Raw genomic sequence first — 19,034 nt, 5'->3', positions numbered from 1 at the left:
CTGGCTTAAGAGCGCGCCCTGCGGAAAACCCAGGCTCCAAGAGCCGGATCGGGCGCTACGCCAGTCCCAGCGACGCCAGTTTCTCCTGCGTGGGTTCGCCTTCCGCGTTCCAGCCGCGGAGTTCGTAGTATTCCGGCAGCATCTCGCCGAGCCGGTTCACTTCGCCCTTGGTCGGGCCATCGGGGATCGGATCTTCGAGCAGCCGCTTCGGCAGCGTGTCGTCCTTGCCCGTGAAGCCGGCCCGCTGGTTCCACATGCGTTCGATGTTCCAGACGCGCTCCCCGACTTCCAGCAGTTCGGGCACGGTGTAGGAAATGCCGGTCACCGCTTCGAGCTGGGGCTGTATTTCGTCCAGTCCCACGCCGAAGGTGAGGAACAGGCAGAGGCCCGACGCGTCCACGGTGCAGGTGGCGTCCTGGAAGATCTTGGTGATCTCCGCCTTGCCTTCCGTCACGGCCGGATCCATCTTCTCCGGGATGCCCAGGATCTCGGGGGCGACCGTGTAGCTTTTCAGGTGGCAGGCGCCCCGGTTCGAGGTCGCGTAACCCAGACCCATGCCCTGGATCGCCCGGGCGTCGTAGGCCGGGAATTCCTGACCGCGCACGCCCATGAAGAACTCGGGCCGGTTGAACTTGGCGGTCATGCGCTTGGAGCCCTCGGCCAGTTCATCGCCGAAGCCTTCGCGGTAAGCCGCCTTTTCCGTCATGGCGACGAGCGCATCACCGCTCCCGAAGTTCAGCGGCATGCCGGTCTGCTCATCGCTCACGGCGCCGCTTTCGTACAGTTCCATGGCCGCGGCGAGCGTCGCCCCGAAGGAGATCGGGTCCATGCCCAGTTCGTTGCACATGGCGTTCGCCTTGATGAGCGCGTCCAGGTCGTTGATGCCGCAGTCGGCACCCATGGCCCAGGCGTTCTCGTACTCCGGTCCCTCCACCGCGATCTTCCAGTTGTGGGGCCGGGTGGTCACGGTGAACTTGTCCTGCGCCTCGCCCGGCAGCTGAGACACCCTGCCGCAGGCGATCGTGCAGCCGAAGCACGCCTTGTTGGCCACCAGCCGCGTATCGGCCAGGGTCTCCCCGCTGATGTTGTCCGCGCCTTCGAGTTGCGAGACCTGGTGGTTGTTCGTCGGCAGTGCGCCGCTCTCGTTGATGATGTTGACCAGCACCGCGGTGCCGTATGCGGCCAGACCCTCACCCGTTACCGGATGCTCGACCAGCTTGCTCTTCATCTCCCACATGGCCGACATGAACTTCTGCGGGTCGGCGATGGGCACGCCCCCGGTACCGCGTACGGCAATGGCTTTGAGGTTCTTCGAACCCATGACCGCGCCGACGCCGGATCGTCCGGCGGCCCGGTGCCGGTCATTGACTATGGCGGCGAAACGCACGAGGTTTTCGCCCGCCGGACCAATACAGGTAACGACCGTATCGTGTTGCCCCGACTCCTCCCGGACGATATCATCCGTCTCCCATACCGTCTTTCCCCAGAGGTGCTCGGCGGAGCAGATCCGGACGTCGTCGTCGCAGATGGAGATGTAGGACGGAACCGGCGCCCGGCCTTCCACGATCAGCATGTCGTAGCCGGCGAACTTCAGTTCCGGTCCCCAGTGGCCGCCCGAGTTGGACGTGGTGATGGCGTTCGTCAGCGCCCCCTTGGTGACCACCATGTAGCGTGAACTCGTCGAGGCGTTCGTGCCGGTCATGGGACCGGTCGCGAAAATCATCTTGTTGTCCGGGTCCAGCGCGTCCGCCGCCGGGTCCATCTCTTCATAGAGGTACCTGGCCGCGAGACCGCGCCCGCCCACGAAGGACTTGGCCCAGTCCATGTTGAGGGACTCTTTGGAGATCCGACCGGTGGTCAGATCGACGCGCAGGATCGTGCCTGTCCATCCGCCATTGCTCATGCCGCGTTCCCTCCCTCGATGGATGCCAGGTAGGACTCGTTGACCTTCTCGGCCCAGCCGCCCAGCCAGTCGGCCGACTCGCTCTCGGTATACTCGATGGCGCCCGTCGGGCAGGCGACCGCGCAGGCGGGATTGCCGTCGCACAGATCGCACTTGAAGGCCTTCTGCGTATCGGGATTGTAGAACACCGTGCCGAAGGGACAGGCGATGGTACACAACCCGCATCCCACGCAGTTGGCATCGCCCACGACCTTGGCGCCGGTATCCGCGTCGATGCTGATGGCGTTCACGGGGCAGGCCGTCATGCACCAGGCTTCGTCGCACTGGAAGCATGTGTACGGCGCGTAGCTGGCCTGCTCGTCGAATATGTTCACGCGGATCAGCGACCGGGATGGTTGAAACATGCCCGTCTGCACCCAGGAACAGGCCAGTTCGCACTGCATGCACCCGGTACATTTTTCGGGAATGATGCGTAGAGATTTAGCCATACCGACTCCCTTCTGTAACGATAAGCTGGGCTTGGAGGCCTTTCTTCCTGAAAAAGTCCTAAAAACAAAAACGATAGCCTGCTTGACGGGCCTTCACCGAAGGGTCCAACCCGCCATCGAGAAGCGCAGCGATGTGGTGCTTTATTATGATGATTGCCTAAGAAACTACAGGGGTTACCAATCAGTATAATGCCACGAAAAAGGATTGGCAACAGCAAATCTATACGATCGTTCGATTTATCGGTTACCGGCGAAGTCCGGCCGGACTTTCTCAGGCGCCGGGCAACCGGTAGGATACGCCCTTGCTTACCGCTTCGTCGATCGTTTCCGGTGAAATCAGGACCGTGGTCGAGACTTTCAGCGCGCCCGCCGCGGCCACGTTGAGGGCGATCGCCGTCGCGGTCGCTTCGTCGGGAATCTCGGCGATCAGGATGAGATCGTCGTCCCCCATGGCGTAGTAGAATCCTTCCAGGGCGCCTCCCATCCCTTCGATCGTCTGCGTAAGGGCCGCGCGCCTGCCCGTGCCGCCTTCCTTCAGCAATCCCTGCAGGCCCGACTGCGTGTACTTGGTGCGATACATGTACTTCGCCATGACACTTCCTCCCACGGAAGTTGTTGTATGGTCCGTGCCGCGCCATCCTCCGGAGTAGACTCCGGTTTATGACAAATACGCTTGTACGTTTAACAAGGCATGATCGCGCGGTGACTGTCAAGCGGATTTTGAAGTCGTGGAACAGGACGCCGCCTGCGTAAACTGAATGCCGGCATCCATTTTACATTAATATTGAATTTATGTGTCTATATTCGCTGACTTTTGTCGACTACTATGGGAAGTGGTGGATCAGGACAGGTACGCCTCCCTTTGCCACAGGCGGACCTACGCGATGGGATCGGGTTTAATACCATGGAACGCAAAGACTGGATCATGATCGGCGGTTTCGTCACTACGATGGTATTTACCGTGGGTTTGTTCTTTCAGGGTATGCAGTCCATTAACAGCCGGTTCGATTCGATCGATCGCCGATTTGACGCGGTTGACCTCCGGTTCGACGCGGTTGACCGCCGATTCGAATTGATCGAGGCTCGTATTCTTTCCATCGAAGAGCATTTGCGCTCATCCGAAGAAGCCGCACAGAATAAGTAACCGGCGGCCCACTATGAAGTCGTGGAGCAGGGTCTGGTCTTCATGCCGTGGATGTGCCGGAGGATCGGTGGATCTGCACACTTGCGCCGGCGATCCACGCTGGCCTATATTAATCGAAACGCTTCCTGTTGTTCTACCATCCTGGTCCGCGGTTCCGCGATCCTGACCGGGTCTCGCCTATGCCCCCGCCATCCGATCCGACGACTAGTCATCCACACGAATCCAATCGCCGTCACTGGGACGCCGCGGCCGGGTGGTGGGCCGAAAAGCGCGAGCGGGACGGTCTGTGGCGCCGTTGTCCGGAGGAACCCGAACTGGGATTCGCGGGCGGCGCCTTCGAGTTGATCGGCTCCTTTATCGGCAACGTAAAAGGGAAGCAAGTCTGCGTCATTGGCAGTGGGGACAATTATGCCAGCTTCGCCCTCGCAGGCATGAAGGCCCATGTCACTTCCACAGACATTTCCGAGCGTCAACTCGAAACCGCTTCACACAGGGCGAAACAACTGAATCTGGAGATCGACTTCGTCCAGGCGGACGCGATGGACCTTGAGCCGCTTGGTGACAGCACGTTCGACCTGGTCTGCTCGACCAACGGCTTCTTCGTCTGGATCGCGGATCTCCGTGTGGTTTATGAGGAGATCTTTCGCATACTGAAACCGGGTGGATACTACGTCTTCTACGACGTCCATCCGTTTCAGAGGCCCTGGAAAGACGGGACCCGATCGGTCGAAGTCGGCAAGCCTTACTGGCAACCCGGACCTTTTCGAGACGAGAAAGATGGGACGTTTGAATTCAACTGGACCCTCGGCGACATGCTGAACCCGGTTGCCGATGCGGGATTTCTCCTTCGCCAAATCCTGGAACGTCCTGCCGGTGATGAGAATTACTGGGAGGGATCCTCATTTCTGTCTTGCAACGACAAGCGACTTCTTGATTGGAAGGAGAATCCGAGGGCCGCCTTGCCGGTCTGGCTCTCGGCGGCGCTACAGAAACCGGCGTGATTCCGGGGTAGTTCGTCGGGTCCGACGACCGGAAACAGGCCTATCCCTCACTCAGGGACGGTAATGGACAGTGGTGCTCGAGCGACTTTTCGCGGTGTCCCCCTTGGGAGCAGGATCCACGTCACCGGCAACAGTTGTTCCGGTAAAAGCACCCTGGGCCGACGGATTGCCTCCGCGCTTGACGTCCCCCACGTGGAACTGGACGCCCTCAACTGGGAACCTGGATGGGTCAGCCTCGCCGAAAGAGCTCCCGAAGAGCTGGAGCGGCGAATCTCCGACGCGACGTCGGGTAACGCCTGGATAGTCTCCGGCTCCTACATGGGGTTTTCGCGGAAGGTATTCTGGCCCAGGGTGGAAACGGTCGTCTGGCTGGATCTGCCGAGATACCGGCTTATCTGGCGCGTGCTGATTCGGAGCTGGAAACGGTGGCGGTCGAAGGAGTTGCTCTGGGGAACGAACTACGAGCGATTCTGGCCCAACCTCAAGGTATGGAACCGGGAAGATTCGCTCTTGTGGTGGGTCGTCACCCAGCAGGCGAGAAAGCGCAGGCGCATGCGCTCGTTGATGGAGGATCCGGCCTGGAAGCATATCACGTTCATCCGGCTCCGGTCCACGACGGAGATCTACGCGTTTGCAAGGGAGTCGGGACTTGCAGACGATTGAACGGAAATCTCCGATCCTTCTCAGACGCCGATGTAGACAATACGGCTCTGTCAGCGTACATATCCATCGGCTCCGCGCCTGCCTTTCAAACCGCATAAGCCTGTCTGTCAGATACGAGAAGAACGGAAACAAATTAGGCTAATTAAAAATCAAATCTTGATTTAGCCTGATTCAATGTCTAAATTGCAATTTATGATCAAACGAGACCTTGCCGAGGAATTGACGAAAGCGGCACGCCAGTTCCCTGCGATTACGCTTACCGGGCCTCGGCAAAGTGGCAAGACTACACTGTGCCGAGCACTATTTCCAAGTCATCCCTACGCAACCCTCGAAGCGACGGACGTCCGCTCTTTTGCAAGGGATGATCCCCGGGGGTTCCTGGCTCAGTTCGCCGGAGGCGCGATCATCGACGAGGTGCAGCGCGTCCCTGACTTGCTGTCCTATTTGCAGGGTGTTATCGACGAAGAACCAGTGCCCGGCCGCTGGATCCTCACGGGATCGCAGAACCTGTCTTTGCTCGAGTCGGTCAGCCAGTCGCTTGCCGGCAGGACGGCCGTACATCATTTGCTTCCTTTGAGCCGCAGTGAGGTCGTACGTTTCGACCGGTACCCTGCCACGCTCGAAGAGACGCTGGTCGCCGGGACGTACCCCCGGGTTTTCGATCGCGGACTGGAACCGGTGGATTGGTTCAGGTCCTATGTTGCCACATACCTCGAGCGTGATGTGCGGTCCATCAATAACGTAGGTAACCTGACGACGTTTCAACGATTCGTGGAGTTGTGCGCGGGGAGAACGGCGCAACTGGTCAATTACTCGTCACTGGCCAATGACTGCGGCATATCACAACCAACAGCCAGGGCGTGGCTCAGCATACTCGAGACCACTTTTCTCGTGTTCCGCCTGCCGGCATTTCACTCGAATCTGCGAAAGCGACTTGTGAAGATGCCCAAACTGCACTTCTACGATACGGGTCTGGCCTGTTGGCTTCTGGGAATACGTACGCCCGAACAACTGCGGAACCATCCTCTGCGCGGACCGATCTTCGAAACCTGGGTTGTCTCGGAAATCACGAAACACAGGCTCAACCGCGGCGAGTCGCCGAGGCTCAGTTTCTATCGCGACCGCAATGGCGCCGAAGTCGATCTCATCGTCGAACAACCTTCTCATAGAACCCTCGTCGAGGCAAAGTCTGGCGAAACGGTATCATCGAATCCGTTCGCCGGGGCGCAAAGGGTCCAAAGACATATTGCCCGATCAGCCGGCCCGGATTCCATAGCCGTGGTGTACGGCGGCGATCAGCTCCAACATCGTACGCCGGGGTGGCTGGTACCCTGGACCGGGCTTCACGAAGCGGATTTCTGGAAAACGGGGTCCTGATGCGTCGGGTGGGTTTGCCGGGTCCCAAACCTGTGTTTCACCGTATCATGCAACTGGCGGTCTGCGTCGCCGCTGTGGTATCCGCACCTGCCGTCACCGCCCAGGAAGAAGCGGAGGACAACACCATGTTCTGGTCGACGACGCTGAAGATGATCCGTGCAAAATTCCCCGGAGTCGCCCAGCTTTCCACCGACAGCCTCCAGACCTGGCTGGACGAATCCGGGCAAGCGGAGCGCCCCCTGCTCCTCGACGTGCGGGATCGGGAGGAATACGAGGTAAGCCACCTGCGGGACGCCGTCCCGGCTCCATCCAGAGAAGAAGCGCTTAAGGCGGTGGAAGGTTCCTCAACGGACCGCCCGGTCGTGCTCTATTGTTCCGTGGGATACCGCTCCTCGGAAATGGCGGAATTCCTGGCGAAGCAGGGATTCAGGAAGGTCTACAACCTGGAGGGATCGATCTTTGCCTGGGCAAACGAGGGACGTCCGGTGTTTCGCGGGGACGAGCAGGTACAGACGGTCCATCCCTACGACCGGATATGGGGCAAGCTCTTGAAGAAGGCCCTGCGGGCAAGGTAAGCTGTAAACCTGTACTGCCGGTCAGCGCGATCTCACGGCGCGACCGGTTTCTTCCGCCCCACCAGGACCAGGTTGGTCGGCATGTTCTCCAGCGGTGCGTCGCCCTCCCAGGGCTGGCGTCCGTCCCCGTACTCCTCCATGGCCAGGAGTTCGCATCCCCCTTCAAGCAGCGCGCGGGTCATCTCCGAAACCGTCCAGTGGAATTCATAGCTGGGGAGCGGCTCCGTACCCTCGGGCAGTTCCTCGGACCGGTCATAGGTAAAGGGACCGCAGTCGAAGTAGGGGTATTCCTGCTTAAGCGGACCGGCCGAATGCTTCCACAACCGGCGGAACGGATGGTACTCGTTGACCATGAAAAGACCGCCGGGTTTGAGAATTCGGATTCCCTCGCTGTAGTAGCGCCACAGGTCGGCCACCCATACGGCGACGTGGCCGCCCGTGTACACGATGTCGAACCCGTCATCCGGCGGACCGCCTGGACTTTCCGGACTGATCGGACCGCACAGTCCGCCCAGATCGGCCACGTCCGCCCGGTGAAAGACGATAGCAAGACCGAGTTCATCGGCTCTTCCGGCGGCGATGTCCAGTTGGACCTCTGAGATATCCACGGAAGTGACCCGGGCCCCGGCGGCGGCCAGGGCGAAGGCGGCAAGGTTGTCCCCGCTGCCCAGCACACAGGCGGACCGGCCGGACACGTCTCCGAGGTATTTCAACTCTACGTCGTCCAGAACCAGTTGGATATTGGCCGGGATGCTTCGCCAGTCCACTCTGGCGTCGATCTCCGCCTGCCATCCGGCGGAAACGGCGTCCCAACCCCTGCGATTCGCCTCGTGCATGGGATGTTGACTCATGCCATATTTCCTCTCAGGCTTTTCTAACCACCCATACCTGCTCGTTACCATGCTGAAACGGTCCGCGGCGGAAGTTCCCGTAGAGCGCCCCGACTTCGAAACCGCAGCGTTCGAGGAGGTACTGCATCTCGAATCGGTGCACGTAGCGTAAATATACCGGGGTAGTGGTTTTTGCAAGCATCCGGCCCTCGTCGTCCACTTCTTCGAAAAACCGGTGTTCCTCGAGGGTCTGCTCCGCCGGATCGTACCGGCGCGTACCCGATACCATGACGCGGCGTCCCGTTTCGGGATGCGTGAACGACCCCATGTGACATATCGCATTGCCGAGTGGTTTCATGTAGGCGGCGATGATCTCGATACTGGGATCGAACACGTTGAAGACAAGTTTGCCCCCGTCCGCCAGATGTTCGCGTATCTGTGTAAAGGCCCGGCGCTGGTCGTCGGCGGTCATCATGTGCAGAAACGCGCGGTACGGGATGATGGCCAGCGGGAAGCGCCGTTCCAGGCTGAATGTCCGCATATCGCCCTCGACGATCTGGATACGCTGTCTCGTTTCCTCCGGTAGTCCGGCGATCTTGCGGTGGGCAACCTCCAGCATGGCCGGCGCCTGGTCGAGTCCGACGATGGGCACGCCGGCTTCTGCGATCGGCATCGTGATCCGGCCGGTTCCACAACCAATCTCCAGCACGGGGCCGTCCGCCTTGACGGCTTCCTCCACGTAGAATGCCTCGTCGCCGTCGAGTCCAGTCGAAAAGCTGTCGTATATACCTGCGTCCGTCCTGTCATATTCCGACACGTGATCACCTCCTCTGAGAAAAAAGCCCTGTGTTTTGCACGCATGCATACTACGGCCCGCGGGTACTACGATCCGCGACAACACACCGGGGTGGATGCAGCATGTCCCTTGTGCGCCATTCATCAATACACAATACAATCAAATATGGATATTATATCGGTTGATTTCGCTATTGTCCCAGTTTTACTTCATTCATGTTCGTCCAACTGACCTCAACAGTCATGCCACTATCTCACGCCACTGTCTAAGGACTATGCATGCCAGACCACTTACGTATCGTCATTCCCGGGGACGATCCGCCGCAGATGCAGGGATCGCCCCACCTGGAACGGCTTGAAGCCCACGGTGAAGTCGTCCTGTACACCGACCGCCCCGAAACCGCGGAAGATAAAATCAAACGGGCGAGGGGCGCGGCGGTGATGATCAATTCGCGGGGACTCGTGAAGTGGCCCGGGGACGTCCTGCGGGCGCTGCCCGAGCTTCGCATGATCGCGACTTGTTCGATCGGCGTCGACAGTTTCGATCTCGTGGCGGCACGGGAATGCGGGATCGTCATCTCCAACCAGCCCGGACGGACGGCGCCTGTCGTGGCCGAACACGCCTTCGGCCTGATGTTCGCCCTCGCGAAAAGGGCCGCGTACTTTACGGCTTCCATGAAAGCCGGGCAGTGGCCCCGGTTGGACGCTTATTACCTCCGGGGCAAGACGCTCGGGGTCATTGGTACCGGTCCCATCGGGTCAGAGATGGCGAAGCTGGCGGGAAGCGTGGGCATGGACGTGATCGCATGGACGTACAACCCGTCGGATGTGAGGGCTAGTGAGATCGGGGTTTCCTACGTGGAACTCGACGAACTGCTCCGGAGGTCGGACGTGGTGTCGCTGCACGTCATGCTGACGGACGACAGCAGGCACATGATCAATCGTGAATCCCTGGCAAGCATGAAACCGGGCGCGTTGCTGATCAACTGCGGCCGGGGCGGCCTGGTGGATACGGACGCGCTGGTGGAAACGCTTCGGTCGGGGCGTCTGGGCGGCGCGGCCCTGGATGTCTTCGAGGAGGAGCCGCTGCCCGCGGGCAGTCCGCTGCTCGAGATGGAACACGTCGTCCTGACGCCTCACTGCGCGGACATGACGCCCGAAGGTGTGGAACTGCTCAACGAAGGGGCGGTGAACAACGTCATCGCCTTTCTCGAAGGCCGACCGCAGAATGTCGTGAAGATGTAGCGCATACCTTGTGGTGAAGTAAGCCACGTGGCGGGCCTGAACCCGGATCACGCCGGCCAGGGTCACGCCGGCGCGCGGTGCCGCGCCTCACGCCCCTTGTCGGGCGTTGGGTCCGTGACCAGGCCGTACATCTGCCGGCCCTCGTGGTCTTCCGGGAGATATTCGGTGATCGGCAGTCCCTCGGGCGTCACGAACAGGAGGCAGTGGCAGTACTTCCAGATCTTCATCTCGTCGCAGGCGCAGACCCATTCGCGGCTTCTTTCCAATTCGGCCTTTTTGTCCGGATAGAAATTGCACGGACACAGAGGCCGGCCCAGTTCGTCCACGTGGGCGGCGAGGCCCTTGACTACCGAGTCCGTCACTTCGGCGTTCGGATGGGGCGAGGTGCCCGTCTTCTCCCAGTACTTCTCGCAGTACTTTTCCATGCGCTGCATGCTTTTTTCTGAAGGCTGCTGTTCGTTCATGGACCACTCCTTGGTATGGGTACCGGCTCCGGTCATTCCCTCGTTGTTTACCGACTCTGTCATCCTGACCTTAATCTATCCATAACGGTCCTCCATGTCAATCGGTCCGTGTCCGGATCCGGACACGTCAGACGCCCGGAAACAGCGCGGTGAAAGGCGAAAACGCCCGGCTGGTCAGGGCGCCGTGATGACGTCGCCTTGCGGGAAATCCACCTCGCCGGACTGCCTGTCAAAAAATCGCTTCCATTTGCCGATTTATATTGACTTTGCTTGTGGAGTGGTATATCCTCACTGACTGTTGTTGAAAATCCGGAATATAAGGGTGAAGCACGGATAATAGAGAGACATAACGAGTTCATATGCCACAGATTTTCTCCCCCGCCGCGAACACCTGGCTCAAGGCGAGTATCGTCGGCGGGGCGCTGCTTCTGGCAACCACATTAGGCGTTATTCTCTACCTCGGTTCGACTTCCTACGTTACCCGGCAGCATCAGGTAAGACCCCAGCCCGTTCCTTTCAGTCACAGGCATCACGTCAATCAACTCGGTATCGATTGCCGGTACTGCCACGCATCGGTGGAAACGAGCGCCTTCGCCGGCCTGCCGCCGACCAAGACATGCATGAGCTGCCACTCGCAGGTGTGGACGGACGCGCCGATGCTCGAGCCGGTGCGGACCAGTTACGCGACCGGGGTGTCGCTTGAATGGACCCGGGTGCACGATCTGCCGGACTACGTGTATTTCAATCATAGTATTCATGTAAACAAGGGTATCGGCTGCGAGTCCTGTCACGGCGCCGTCAACGAGATGGCCCTGATGTGGCAAGAGGAATCGCTGCAGATGATGTGGTGCCTGGAGTGCCACCGGGACCCCGAATCTTTCATTCGGGAACGGGCGGACGTATACAAGTTCGAATCACAGCCCGATTACGCGCCGCCGGCCGATCAGATGGCCCTGGGCGCGCAACTGATCCGGGGCTACCGGGTCAACAAGGATCAACTGGAAGACTGTTCCATCTGTCATCGGTAGCGGAACGGGTTCACGGTAACGGACTTATGAATCATACCTTAGAGCGGAAAATCACGGAAGCGGGTGAATCGAACGCGGGGAAGAACGGCGCGCCCGAGTACTGGCGCAGCATGGATCAGCTGGCCGATACGGACGAGTTCCAGGCTTTCATGCAAAAGGAATTCCCGCAGCACGTGGAAGAGGTCAAGGCCAATCCCGTCAGCCGCAGGAAGTTCCTGAAGCTTATGGGCGCCTCGATCGCCCTGGCCGGCGCCACCGCCTGTACCCGCCAGCCGTCCGAGAAGATCATCCCCTACGTGCTTCCCCCGGAGGAAATCGTCCCGGGCAAGCCCCTGTACTACGCTTCGGCCTACGTCCATGACGGGGTGGCGAACGGCATCCTGGTGGAAAGCCACATGGGCCGGCCCACCAAGGTCGAGGGCAACCCGGAACATCCCGCCAGCCTCGGGTCGACGGATATATTCGCGCAGGCTTCAGTCCTGACGATGTATGACCCGGACCGGTCTCAGTCGGTGATCAGGCGGGGCCGGATCACCACCTACGACGCGTATCTGAACGAACTGAACGAAGCCCTGTCCAACCAGGTGGAAAAGCAAGGCGGCGGCGTGCGGGTACTGACCGGCACCGTGACCTCGCCGAGCCTGCATGGGCAGTTGGAGGCCCTGCTGGCCCGGTACCCCGGAGCCCGGTGGCACCAGTACGACCCCATTTCCCTCGACAACGCCCGCGAAGGTTCCCGACTGGCCTTCGGCGAGGTGCTGTCCCGCCGCTGTCATATCGAGAAGGCGGACGTAATACTCTCCCTCGACGGCGATTTCCTGTCGGACGGTCCCGGCGCAGTGCGGTATTCCCGGGACTTCGCCTCTCGCAGGGACGGGAATGATCCCGACAACATGAACCGGCTGTACGTCATCGAAAGCACGCCGTCACTGACCGGCGCGCAGGCGGATCATTTGCTCAACCGCCGCGCGGGTGAGATCGAAGGAATAGCCCGGATGATTGCCGCGGGGCTGGGCGCATCCGTATCGGCCACGGCCGGCGCCGAAGCTGACACGGACACGCAGCGCTGGATATCCGCGGTGGTAGACGATCTCCGCGCCCATGCCGGCGCCTGTCTCGTGGTCACGGGCGATCACCAGTCGCCCGCTGTGCATGCCCTCGTCCACGCCATGAACGACGCGCTGGGTAATACGGGCAATACCGTCACCTACACCGAGTCCATCGAAGCATCGCCGGTCAACCAGACCGAATCGATCACTTCACTGGTCAACGACATGCGGAACGGCGAGGTCGACCTGCTGGTCGTGATCGGAGGCAATCCCGTCTACGACGCGCCGGCGGACCTCGAGTTCGCCGCGGCCATGGAAAGCGTGGCCATGCGCGTACACGCCGGCCTGTATCACGACGAGACGGCCGAACTGAGTCACTGGCATCTCCCGATGGCCCATGACCTGGAAGCCTGGAGCGACGCGCGGTCCTACGATGGCACGATCACCGTCGTCCAGCCGCTCATCGCCCCGCTGTACCGGGGCAGGAGCGCGCACGAAATCGTGGCGGCGCTGACGGGCAACGCCATGAAAAAAGGGTACGACATCGTCCGCGAGCACTGGCAGGCGCGGGCGTACAATGGAACCCGGCCCTTCGATACCTTCTGGCAGACTGCGGTGCACGATGGGTTTATCGGCGATTCCGCGCCGGCGCCGAAGGCCGTGTCGGTCGGCGACATCGCCGCGGCAATCGGCGAAGATACCGGTCCCGAAGCCGGCACGGAGATCATATTCCGGGCGGACCCGACCGTATGGGACGGGTACTACGCCAACAACGGCTGGTTGCAGGAACTGCCCAAGCCGCTGACCAAGCTCACCTGGGACAACGCCGCGCTGATGGGTCCTTCCATGGCGAAACGACTGGGCGTGGAAAACACCGACCTGGTCGAACTGGCTTACCGGGACCGCAAGGTGAACGCCCCCGTGTGGATCCTGCCCGGCCACCCGGACGCCGCCGTGACGGTGCATCTCGGCTACGGCCGGCGCCGCGCGGGCCAGCTGGGCACGGGCGCAGGGTTTGACGCCTATGCCATACGACCGTCCACGAGTCCTGATTTCGGCGGCGGGCTGGAGGTGAACCCCACGGGAGACATCTTCGACATCTACAGCACGCAAGACCACCACGCCATGGAGCTCGAGGGCATGGGCAGCATGTCCCGCGACCGGAACCTGATCCGCGTGAGCGATATCGAGACCTTCAAGGACGACCCCCACGTGATCCAGGAGATGTGGGAGGAACCCGATCCGGAACGCAATCTCTATCCCGACGACCACGCGTACGACGGGTCCAACGCCTGGGGCATGGTCATCGACCTGAACAAGTGCAACGGCTGCAATACGTGCACCATCGCCTGCCAGTCGGAGAACAACATCTCCGTCGTGGGCAAGGAAGAAGTGGCCAACGCCCGGGAGATGCACTGGATCCGGATCGACCGCTACTACCGGGGCGACCTCGACGCGCCGGAGACCTTCCACCAGCCCGTGCCGTGCATGCAGTGCGAGAACGCGCCCTGCGAACTGGTCTGCCCCGTGGGCGCGACCGTGCACAGCAAGGAAGGGCTGAACGACATGGTATACAACCGCTGCGTCGGCACGCGCTACTGTTCCAACAACTGTCCCTACAAGGTCCGGCGGTTCAATTTCTACCTGTACGCCGACTTCGAAACGCCGAGCCTGCAGCTGGGACGGAACCCGGACGTGACGGTGCGCAGCCGCGGGGTCATGGAGAAGTGCACCTATTGCGTCCAGCGCATCAACGTCGCCCGGATCGAGGCGAAGAAGGAAGACCGCGACATCGCCGACGGCGAGATCCTGACGGCCTGCCAGCAGGCCTGCCCGTCCCAGGCGATCACCTTCGGGAACACGAAGGACGAGGATAGCAAGGTTTCCAGATTGAAAGCCAGCCCGTTGAACTACGGGATGCTGACGGACCTGCTCACCAAGCCGCGCACGACGTACCTGGGTCGGATACGCAATCCGAACCCGGTCCTGGAGGCGTGAGAGGAATAGCTCCTTGTCGCAACAGGAACAGGCAGTCGACATAGAAAAGGTCGATAAGTACACGGGCGACGGTTTCGTAGCTCCCGAGTACAACAACACCACCGTCACCCAGAAGATATCCAATATCGTCCTTAGATCGGGTTCGCCCTGGGGCTGGTACCTGGCCGTGGCGGTCCTGCTGCCCATCGTCGGCATGCTGGGCATCTCCATCACCTGGCTGGTGCTGATCGGAACCGGCATCTGGGGGCTGAACGTGCCGGTCGGCTGGGGATTCGCCATCATCAACTTCGTCTGGTGGATCGGGATCGGACACGCCGGGACGCTCATCTCCGCCATCCTGCACCTGATGCGGCAGGACTGGCGCAACTCGATCAACCGGTTCGCGGAAGCCATGACGATCTTCGCCGTGATGTGCGCCGGCATGTTTCCGCTGCTCCACGTGGGCCGTCCCTGGCTGGCCTACTGGCTGCTTCCGCTGCCCAACACCATGTCCCTGTGGCCGCAGTGGCGCTCGCCGCTGGTCTGGGACGTCTTCGCCGTATCCACCTACTTCACCGTTTCCCTGATCTTCTGGTACATGGGGATGATCCCGGATCTCGGCACCCTGCGGGACCGGGCGAAGCATCCTGTAGTCGCGCGGATCTACGGCATATTTGCCATGGGCTGGCGCGGCGCGTCCTCCCACTGGGCCCGTTACGAGAAGGCCTACCTGATCCTGGCCGGCCTGTCCACGCCCCTGGTCCTGTCCGTGCACTCCATCGTTTCGCTCGACTTCGCCGTCTCGCTGATCCCGGGCTGGCACACCACCGTGTTCCCGCCCTACTTCGTGGCCGGCGCCATCTACGCCGGATTCGCCATGGTGCTGACGCTGACCATCCCCGTGCGGCACTGGTTCGGCCTGCAGGGACTGATCACGACGCGCCACCTGGAGAACATGGGCAAGGTGACCCTGGCGACGGGCTTCATCGTCGTATACGGATATGCCATGGAGGCCTTCATATCGTGGTACAGCGCGAGCCCGTACGAAGGGTTCATGATGTGGAACCGCATGACCGGCCAGTACGCGCCGGTTTACTGGGCGCTGATCTTCTGCAACGCCGTCAGCATCCAGATTCTCTGGTGGAAGCGCGCCCGCCGAAGCCCCCTCGTGCTGTTCATCGTCTCCCTGATCGTCGGCGTCGGCATGTGGCTGGAAAGATTCGTCATCGTCGTGACCAGCCTGGCCAACGACTACATGCCTTCGTCGTGGGACTACTACGCGGGCACGATCTGGGACTGGAGCCTGTACATCGGCACCATCGGTTTCTTCCTTTTCATGATGTGCCTGTTCATCCGGTTCCTGCCCATGATCCCCATGTCCGAGATGAAGATGATCATACCGAAGCACCGGAACAAGAAGGACGCATGAGATGAATCACGGACCCGCCCAGCCCGAACTGCGCGGCCTCGTGGCCGAGTTTGAAAACGAGGAAGCCATCGTGGAAGCCACGCAGAAGACCGTGGACGCCGGGTACCATCATATCGAGACCTACACGCCCTACCCCCTCGACGAGTTGCTGGACATCCAGCACCTCCACAAGAACAAGGTGGCGCTGGTGATCCTGATCGGCGGGCTGACCGGATGCGCCGTGGGTTTCTTCATGCAGTGGTTCGCCTCCGTGATCCATTATCCGATCAACGTGGGCGGCCGGCCCCTGAACAGCTGGCCGGCCTTCATCCCGGTCATGTTCGAGTGCACGGTCCTGTTCGCTTCCTTCGCCGCGCTGATCGGCATGATGGTCATGAACAAGCTGCCCCGGCCAAACCATCCGCTTTTCGATATCGAGCGGTTCCGGTACGCCACGCAGGACCGGTTCTTCCTGTGCATCGAGGCGGAAGACCCGTACTTCGAAAAGGATGCGACCCGGCAGTTTCTCGAAGAGTTGAACCCGCACGAGGTGAATGAAGTTGAAGCGTAGCCCCATGGCCCTCATATACGCCGGTTTCCTGTGCGTCCTGTGCCTGGCCGCCGCGTCGGCCTGCCGGCAGGACATGCACGACCAGCCGCGCGCCGAGCCCTTCGAGGAAAGCGATTTCTTCGGCGACCGGCGGTCGGTGCGTCCCGCGGTGGAGGGGACCATACCCCGGGGCCACCTGCGGCTGGACGAGCATTTCTACACGGGCAAGATCGACGGCGCGCTGGCGACGACTTTTCCGAACACGGTGACCATCGGGATGCTGAAGCGGGGGCAGGAGCGGTACGACATCTACTGCGCGCCGTGCCACAGCAAGACGGGCGACGGACTCGGCATGATCGTGCAGCGGGGCATGAAGCAGCCGGAGTCCTTCCACAGCCAGCGGCTTCTCGATGTCGAGGTGGGGCACTACTTTGACGTGGTGACCAACGGTTTCGGCAACATGTACAGTTACGAGGAGCGCATCGACCCGGCCGACCGGTGGGCCATCGCCGCCTATATCAAGGCGCTGCAGATGAGCCAGGGCGCCAATTTGGCCGAACTGCCGGAATCGGATCAGCAACGTATTCAACAAATCGTCGAAGTGGAAGAATGACAACGATTTCCAACAATCTTTTCTCGCAGCTCAGCAGCGTTCAGTCCCGGGCGTTGACCGTCGGCGTCATCCTGGTGCTGGGCGGACTGCTCTACGCCTTCGCTATGGGCGAGATGTCCGGGTTCTACCAGGCCTACCTGGTGGGCTACATGATCTGCGCGGGCATCACCCTGGTGTGCATGGCCTTCACCATGCTGCACCACCTCATCGGCGGCCGCTGGGGCTTCGTCATCCAGCGCCTGCTCGAAGCGGCCATGAGTACGCTGCCCGTGCTGCTCGTCCTCTTCATACCCATCGTGCTGGGCATGCACGACCTGTACCACTGGACGCACGCCGAAGTGGTGGCCGTCGATCCGATCCTGCAGCACAAGGAATCCTATCTCAACGTGCCTTTCTTCCTCGTGCGGACCGTGTTTTACTTCGCCATCTGGATCACCGCTGCCTTCCTGCTGATCAAGTGGTCCACGGCCCAGGATACTTCGGGGGATCCGAGGTTGACGGACAAGATGCGGAACGTCTGCGGACCCGGCGTCGTGGTTTTCGCGCTGACCATGACCTTCGCGTCCTTCGACTGGATCATGTCCACCGACCCGCACTGGTTCTCGACGCTCTACGGGGTCATGATGATCGTGAACGCCGGAGGCGCCGCCCTTTCGTTCATCGTGATCATGATGACCTGGCTCCGGAAACACGAACCGATATCGGAACTGGCCGACGCGGACCGGTTCCACGACTGGGGCAAGCTGCTGCTGGCCTTTACGCTGCTCTGGTTCTACATGATGCTGTCCCAGTTCCTGATCATCTGGGCGGCGAACCTGCCGGAAGAGAACCCCTGGTACGTGCACCGCGTTCACGGCGGATGGGAAGTCCTATCCGTCGTCCTGGTGCTCTGCCGGTTCGTGATTGCCTTCTTCCTGCTCCTGTCCATACCGCGGAAGCGGGACCCGCGCCGACTGGTGCGCGTGGCCTGGTTCATCCTGGTCATGCACCTGGTCGACATCTTCTGGCACGTGGCGCCCAATTTCCGCCCTGACGGATTCGCCGTCAGCGTGATGGACGTGATCGTCCCGTTCGGGCTGTTTGGCATCTGGTTCTTCTTTGTGCTGAATCGACTGAAGAGGAATCCGCTGATCCCGCAGAAGGATCCGCGATTCGAGGAACTCGTGGAATCCGTCGCGAAGGCATCGGTCTCGAAGGCAAAGGCATAGGAACGCGTATTATACGAGGATGGCATGAATCACGGCAAAAACCATAGCATCGTGGACCAGGCCTCGGTCGAGCGGGGACACGAAGTATTCGAAACCAACGTGCCCCTGGTCATCAAGTTCGGCATCGGCCTGACGGTGCTCGCCGTCATTTCCATGGTCTTGATGTGGCTGATGTTCATTGTGATCGAAGATTACAACGCGATGACCTTCGAAACGCCGTCGCCAATGATCGAAGAAAACGTGCTTCCGCCCGAACCCCGGATCCAGGTCATTCCCGAGGAAGACCTGATTGCCCTCCAGGAGGCGGAAGCGAAGAAGCTGAACAATTACGGGTGGGTGATCCGGACGGCGGAAATCGTCCAGATTCCGATCGAGCGGGCCATGCACCTGATCGCGACCGACGACCGGTACAAGCTGCCCTCGGCGGAGGGAACCGGGGAAGGACAGTAGGACTATGGCGAGCAAACCATACAAATATACCGTATACGCCGCATGGCTCATTGCGGTTTCGGTCCTGCTTGCGTCGCCTGGCGGGGTATACGGACAGGAAGGCGAAAGCGGCCCGGCGGTCATGAAGGATATCGGAGCCGGTCCCGGCCTGGACGCGAGCGCCACGCCCGAAATCCTCAAGCATGTGGGCATCAAGCAGAAGATCGGCGCCCCGCTGCCCTTGGATCTTGAATTCATAAATGAATCGGGTACGCCGGTAAGACTGG

General features: G+C 60.8%; 20 protein-coding genes. 13 read left to right on the top strand and 7 right to left on the bottom strand.

Annotated elements, in window-relative coordinates:
• Positions 1-55 precede the first annotated feature (55 nt).
• The 4 genes from OXG98_00115 to OXG98_00100 all read right to left on the bottom strand — a co-directional run bounded on the left by OXG98_00115 (position 56) and on the right by OXG98_00100 (position 3,499).
• Positions 56-1,903, bottom strand: a complete 1,848-nt coding sequence (locus tag OXG98_00115) for an aldehyde ferredoxin oxidoreductase family protein (GenBank protein ID MCY3770417.1) — start codon at positions 1,901-1,903, stop codon at positions 56-58.
• Positions 1,900-2,391 carry a 4Fe-4S dicluster domain-containing protein gene (locus OXG98_00110; GenBank protein MCY3770416.1) on the bottom strand — a complete coding sequence of 164 codons (492 nt, stop codon included), beginning with the start codon at positions 2,389-2,391 and terminating at the stop codon, positions 1,900-1,902. The genes OXG98_00115 and OXG98_00110 overlap by 4 nt, the downstream gene beginning before the upstream one ends.
• A 271-nt stretch (positions 2,392-2,662) precedes the next feature.
• The gene (locus OXG98_00105) at positions 2,663-2,983 is read right to left on the bottom strand and encodes a GYD domain-containing protein (GenBank protein MCY3770415.1); all 321 of its coding nucleotides are present in this window, start codon (positions 2,981-2,983) and stop codon (positions 2,663-2,665) included.
• A gap of 285 nt (positions 2,984-3,268) precedes the next feature.
• Positions 3,269-3,499 carry a hypothetical protein gene (locus OXG98_00100; GenBank protein ID MCY3770414.1) on the bottom strand — a complete coding sequence of 77 codons (231 nt, stop codon included), beginning with the start codon at positions 3,497-3,499 and terminating at the stop codon, positions 3,269-3,271.
• Positions 3,500-3,714: 215 nt separating this feature from the next.
• On the opposite strand from OXG98_00100, the gene OXG98_00095 reads away from it, so the two are divergent.
• The 4 genes from OXG98_00095 (at position 3,715) to OXG98_00080 (ending at position 7,151) form a co-directional block, all read left to right on the top strand.
• A complete protein-coding gene (locus OXG98_00095; protein MCY3770413.1) occupies positions 3,715-4,536 on the top strand; it encodes a class I SAM-dependent methyltransferase in 822 nt (273 codons plus the stop codon).
• Between the two features lie 63 nt (positions 4,537-4,599).
• Positions 4,600-5,199: an adenylate kinase gene (locus tag OXG98_00090; protein MCY3770412.1), complete on the top strand. Its 600-nt coding sequence runs from the start codon at positions 4,600-4,602 to the stop codon at positions 5,197-5,199.
• A gap of 192 nt (positions 5,200-5,391) precedes the next feature.
• Entirely contained in the window at positions 5,392-6,576 is a 1,185-nt protein-coding gene (locus OXG98_00085; protein ID MCY3770411.1) for an ATP-binding protein, read from the top strand.
• Between the two features lie 32 nt (positions 6,577-6,608).
• The gene (locus tag OXG98_00080; GenBank protein ID MCY3770410.1) at positions 6,609-7,151 is read left to right on the top strand and encodes a rhodanese-like domain-containing protein; all 543 of its coding nucleotides are present in this window, start codon (positions 6,609-6,611) and stop codon (positions 7,149-7,151) included.
• 32 nt (positions 7,152-7,183) lie between these two features.
• Here OXG98_00080 and OXG98_00075 read toward each other — a convergent pair whose 3' ends face one another.
• Positions 7,184-8,002: a class I SAM-dependent methyltransferase gene (locus OXG98_00075; protein ID MCY3770409.1), complete on the bottom strand. Its 819-nt coding sequence runs from the start codon at positions 8,000-8,002 to the stop codon at positions 7,184-7,186.
• A 13-nt stretch (positions 8,003-8,015) separates the two neighbouring features.
• Positions 8,016-8,798 carry a class I SAM-dependent methyltransferase gene (locus OXG98_00070; GenBank protein MCY3770408.1) on the bottom strand — a complete coding sequence of 261 codons (783 nt, stop codon included), beginning with the start codon at positions 8,796-8,798 and terminating at the stop codon, positions 8,016-8,018.
• A gap of 257 nt (positions 8,799-9,055) precedes the next feature.
• Here OXG98_00070 and OXG98_00065 point away from each other — a divergent pair, with 257 nt between their 5' ends.
• The gene (locus tag OXG98_00065; GenBank protein MCY3770407.1) at positions 9,056-10,021 is read left to right on the top strand and encodes a phosphoglycerate dehydrogenase; all 966 of its coding nucleotides are present in this window, start codon (positions 9,056-9,058) and stop codon (positions 10,019-10,021) included.
• Positions 10,022-10,083: 62 nt separating this feature from the next.
• Here OXG98_00065 and OXG98_00060 read toward each other — a convergent pair whose 3' ends face one another.
• Entirely contained in the window at positions 10,084-10,485 is a 402-nt protein-coding gene (locus OXG98_00060) for a ferredoxin:thioredoxin reductase (protein ID MCY3770406.1), read from the bottom strand.
• 359 nt (positions 10,486-10,844) lie between these two features.
• Between OXG98_00060 and OXG98_00055 the strand changes: the two genes are divergently transcribed.
• The 8 genes from OXG98_00055 to OXG98_00020 all read left to right on the top strand — a co-directional run.
• Positions 10,845-11,513: a cytochrome c3 family protein gene (locus OXG98_00055; GenBank protein MCY3770405.1), complete on the top strand. Its 669-nt coding sequence runs from the start codon at positions 10,845-10,847 to the stop codon at positions 11,511-11,513.
• Positions 11,514-11,539: 26 nt separating this feature from the next.
• Entirely contained in the window at positions 11,540-14,560 is a 3,021-nt protein-coding gene (locus OXG98_00050; protein ID MCY3770404.1) for a TAT-variant-translocated molybdopterin oxidoreductase, read from the top strand.
• A gap of 13 nt (positions 14,561-14,573) precedes the next feature.
• Positions 14,574-15,968, top strand: coding sequence for a polysulfide reductase NrfD (gene nrfD / locus OXG98_00045; GenBank protein ID MCY3770403.1), 1,395 nt, complete (start codon positions 14,574-14,576; stop codon positions 15,966-15,968).
• A 1-nt stretch (position 15,969) separates the two neighbouring features.
• Positions 15,970-16,518 (top strand): DUF3341 domain-containing protein, encoded by a 549-nt coding sequence (locus tag OXG98_00040; GenBank protein MCY3770402.1) that lies wholly within the window; start codon positions 15,970-15,972, stop codon positions 16,516-16,518.
• On the top strand, positions 16,502-17,110 hold the full coding sequence (locus OXG98_00035; protein ID MCY3770401.1) for a cytochrome c: 609 nt from the start codon (positions 16,502-16,504) through the stop codon (positions 17,108-17,110). Before OXG98_00040 ends, OXG98_00035 begins: the two co-directional genes overlap by 17 nt.
• Positions 17,107-18,318 (top strand): hypothetical protein, encoded by a 1,212-nt coding sequence (locus OXG98_00030; protein ID MCY3770400.1) that lies wholly within the window; start codon positions 17,107-17,109, stop codon positions 18,316-18,318. The genes OXG98_00035 and OXG98_00030 overlap by 4 nt, the downstream gene beginning before the upstream one ends.
• Positions 18,319-18,342: 24 nt before the next feature.
• On the top strand, positions 18,343-18,768 hold the full coding sequence (locus tag OXG98_00025; protein MCY3770399.1) for a hypothetical protein: 426 nt from the start codon (positions 18,343-18,345) through the stop codon (positions 18,766-18,768).
• Between the two features lie 4 nt (positions 18,769-18,772).
• Positions 18,773-19,034: hypothetical protein (locus OXG98_00020; protein MCY3770398.1), on the top strand; the 262-nt coding region annotated here is incomplete at its 3' end.

This window comes from Gemmatimonadota bacterium (assembly GCA_026706345.1).
In the GTDB taxonomy this organism is placed as follows: Bacteria; JAAXHH01; JAAXHH01; order JAAXHH01; family JAAXHH01; genus JAAXHH01.
Note: the sequence above shows the minus strand (reverse complement) of the source record. Positions and strands in the feature narration are given on the sequence as shown.

Bases quoted from the DNA above. Each gene is read 5' to 3' on its own strand.
- OXG98_00115 (MCY3770417.1), bottom strand. From the start codon at position 1,903: ATGAGCAATGGCGGATGGACAGGCACGATCCTGCGCGTCGATCTGACC.
- OXG98_00110 (MCY3770416.1), bottom strand. From the start codon at position 2,391: ATGGCTAAATCTCTACGCATCATTCCCGAAAAATGTACCGGGTGCATG.
- OXG98_00105 (MCY3770415.1), bottom strand. From the start codon at position 2,983: ATGGCGAAGTACATGTATCGCACCAAGTACACGCAGTCGGGCCTGCAG.
- OXG98_00100 (MCY3770414.1), bottom strand. From the start codon at position 3,499: ATGCTCTTCGATGGAAAGAATACGAGCCTCGATCAATTCGAATCGGCG.
- OXG98_00095 (MCY3770413.1), top strand. From the start codon at position 3,715: ATGCCCCCGCCATCCGATCCGACGACTAGTCATCCACACGAATCCAAT.
- OXG98_00090 (MCY3770412.1), top strand. From the start codon at position 4,600: ATGGACAGTGGTGCTCGAGCGACTTTTCGCGGTGTCCCCCTTGGGAGC.
- OXG98_00085 (MCY3770411.1), top strand. From the start codon at position 5,392: ATGATCAAACGAGACCTTGCCGAGGAATTGACGAAAGCGGCACGCCAG.
- OXG98_00075 (MCY3770409.1), bottom strand. From the start codon at position 8,002: ATGAGTCAACATCCCATGCACGAGGCGAATCGCAGGGGTTGGGACGCC.
- OXG98_00065 (MCY3770407.1), top strand. From the start codon at position 9,056: ATGCCAGACCACTTACGTATCGTCATTCCCGGGGACGATCCGCCGCAG.
- OXG98_00060 (MCY3770406.1), bottom strand. From the start codon at position 10,485: ATGAACGAACAGCAGCCTTCAGAAAAAAGCATGCAGCGCATGGAAAAG.
- OXG98_00055 (MCY3770405.1), top strand. From the start codon at position 10,845: ATGCCACAGATTTTCTCCCCCGCCGCGAACACCTGGCTCAAGGCGAGT.
- OXG98_00050 (MCY3770404.1), top strand. From the start codon at position 11,540: ATGAATCATACCTTAGAGCGGAAAATCACGGAAGCGGGTGAATCGAAC.
- OXG98_00040 (MCY3770402.1), top strand. From the start codon at position 15,970: ATGAATCACGGACCCGCCCAGCCCGAACTGCGCGGCCTCGTGGCCGAG.
- OXG98_00035 (MCY3770401.1), top strand. From the start codon at position 16,502: ATGAAGTTGAAGCGTAGCCCCATGGCCCTCATATACGCCGGTTTCCTG.
- OXG98_00030 (MCY3770400.1), top strand. From the start codon at position 17,107: ATGACAACGATTTCCAACAATCTTTTCTCGCAGCTCAGCAGCGTTCAG.
- OXG98_00025 (MCY3770399.1), top strand. From the start codon at position 18,343: ATGAATCACGGCAAAAACCATAGCATCGTGGACCAGGCCTCGGTCGAG.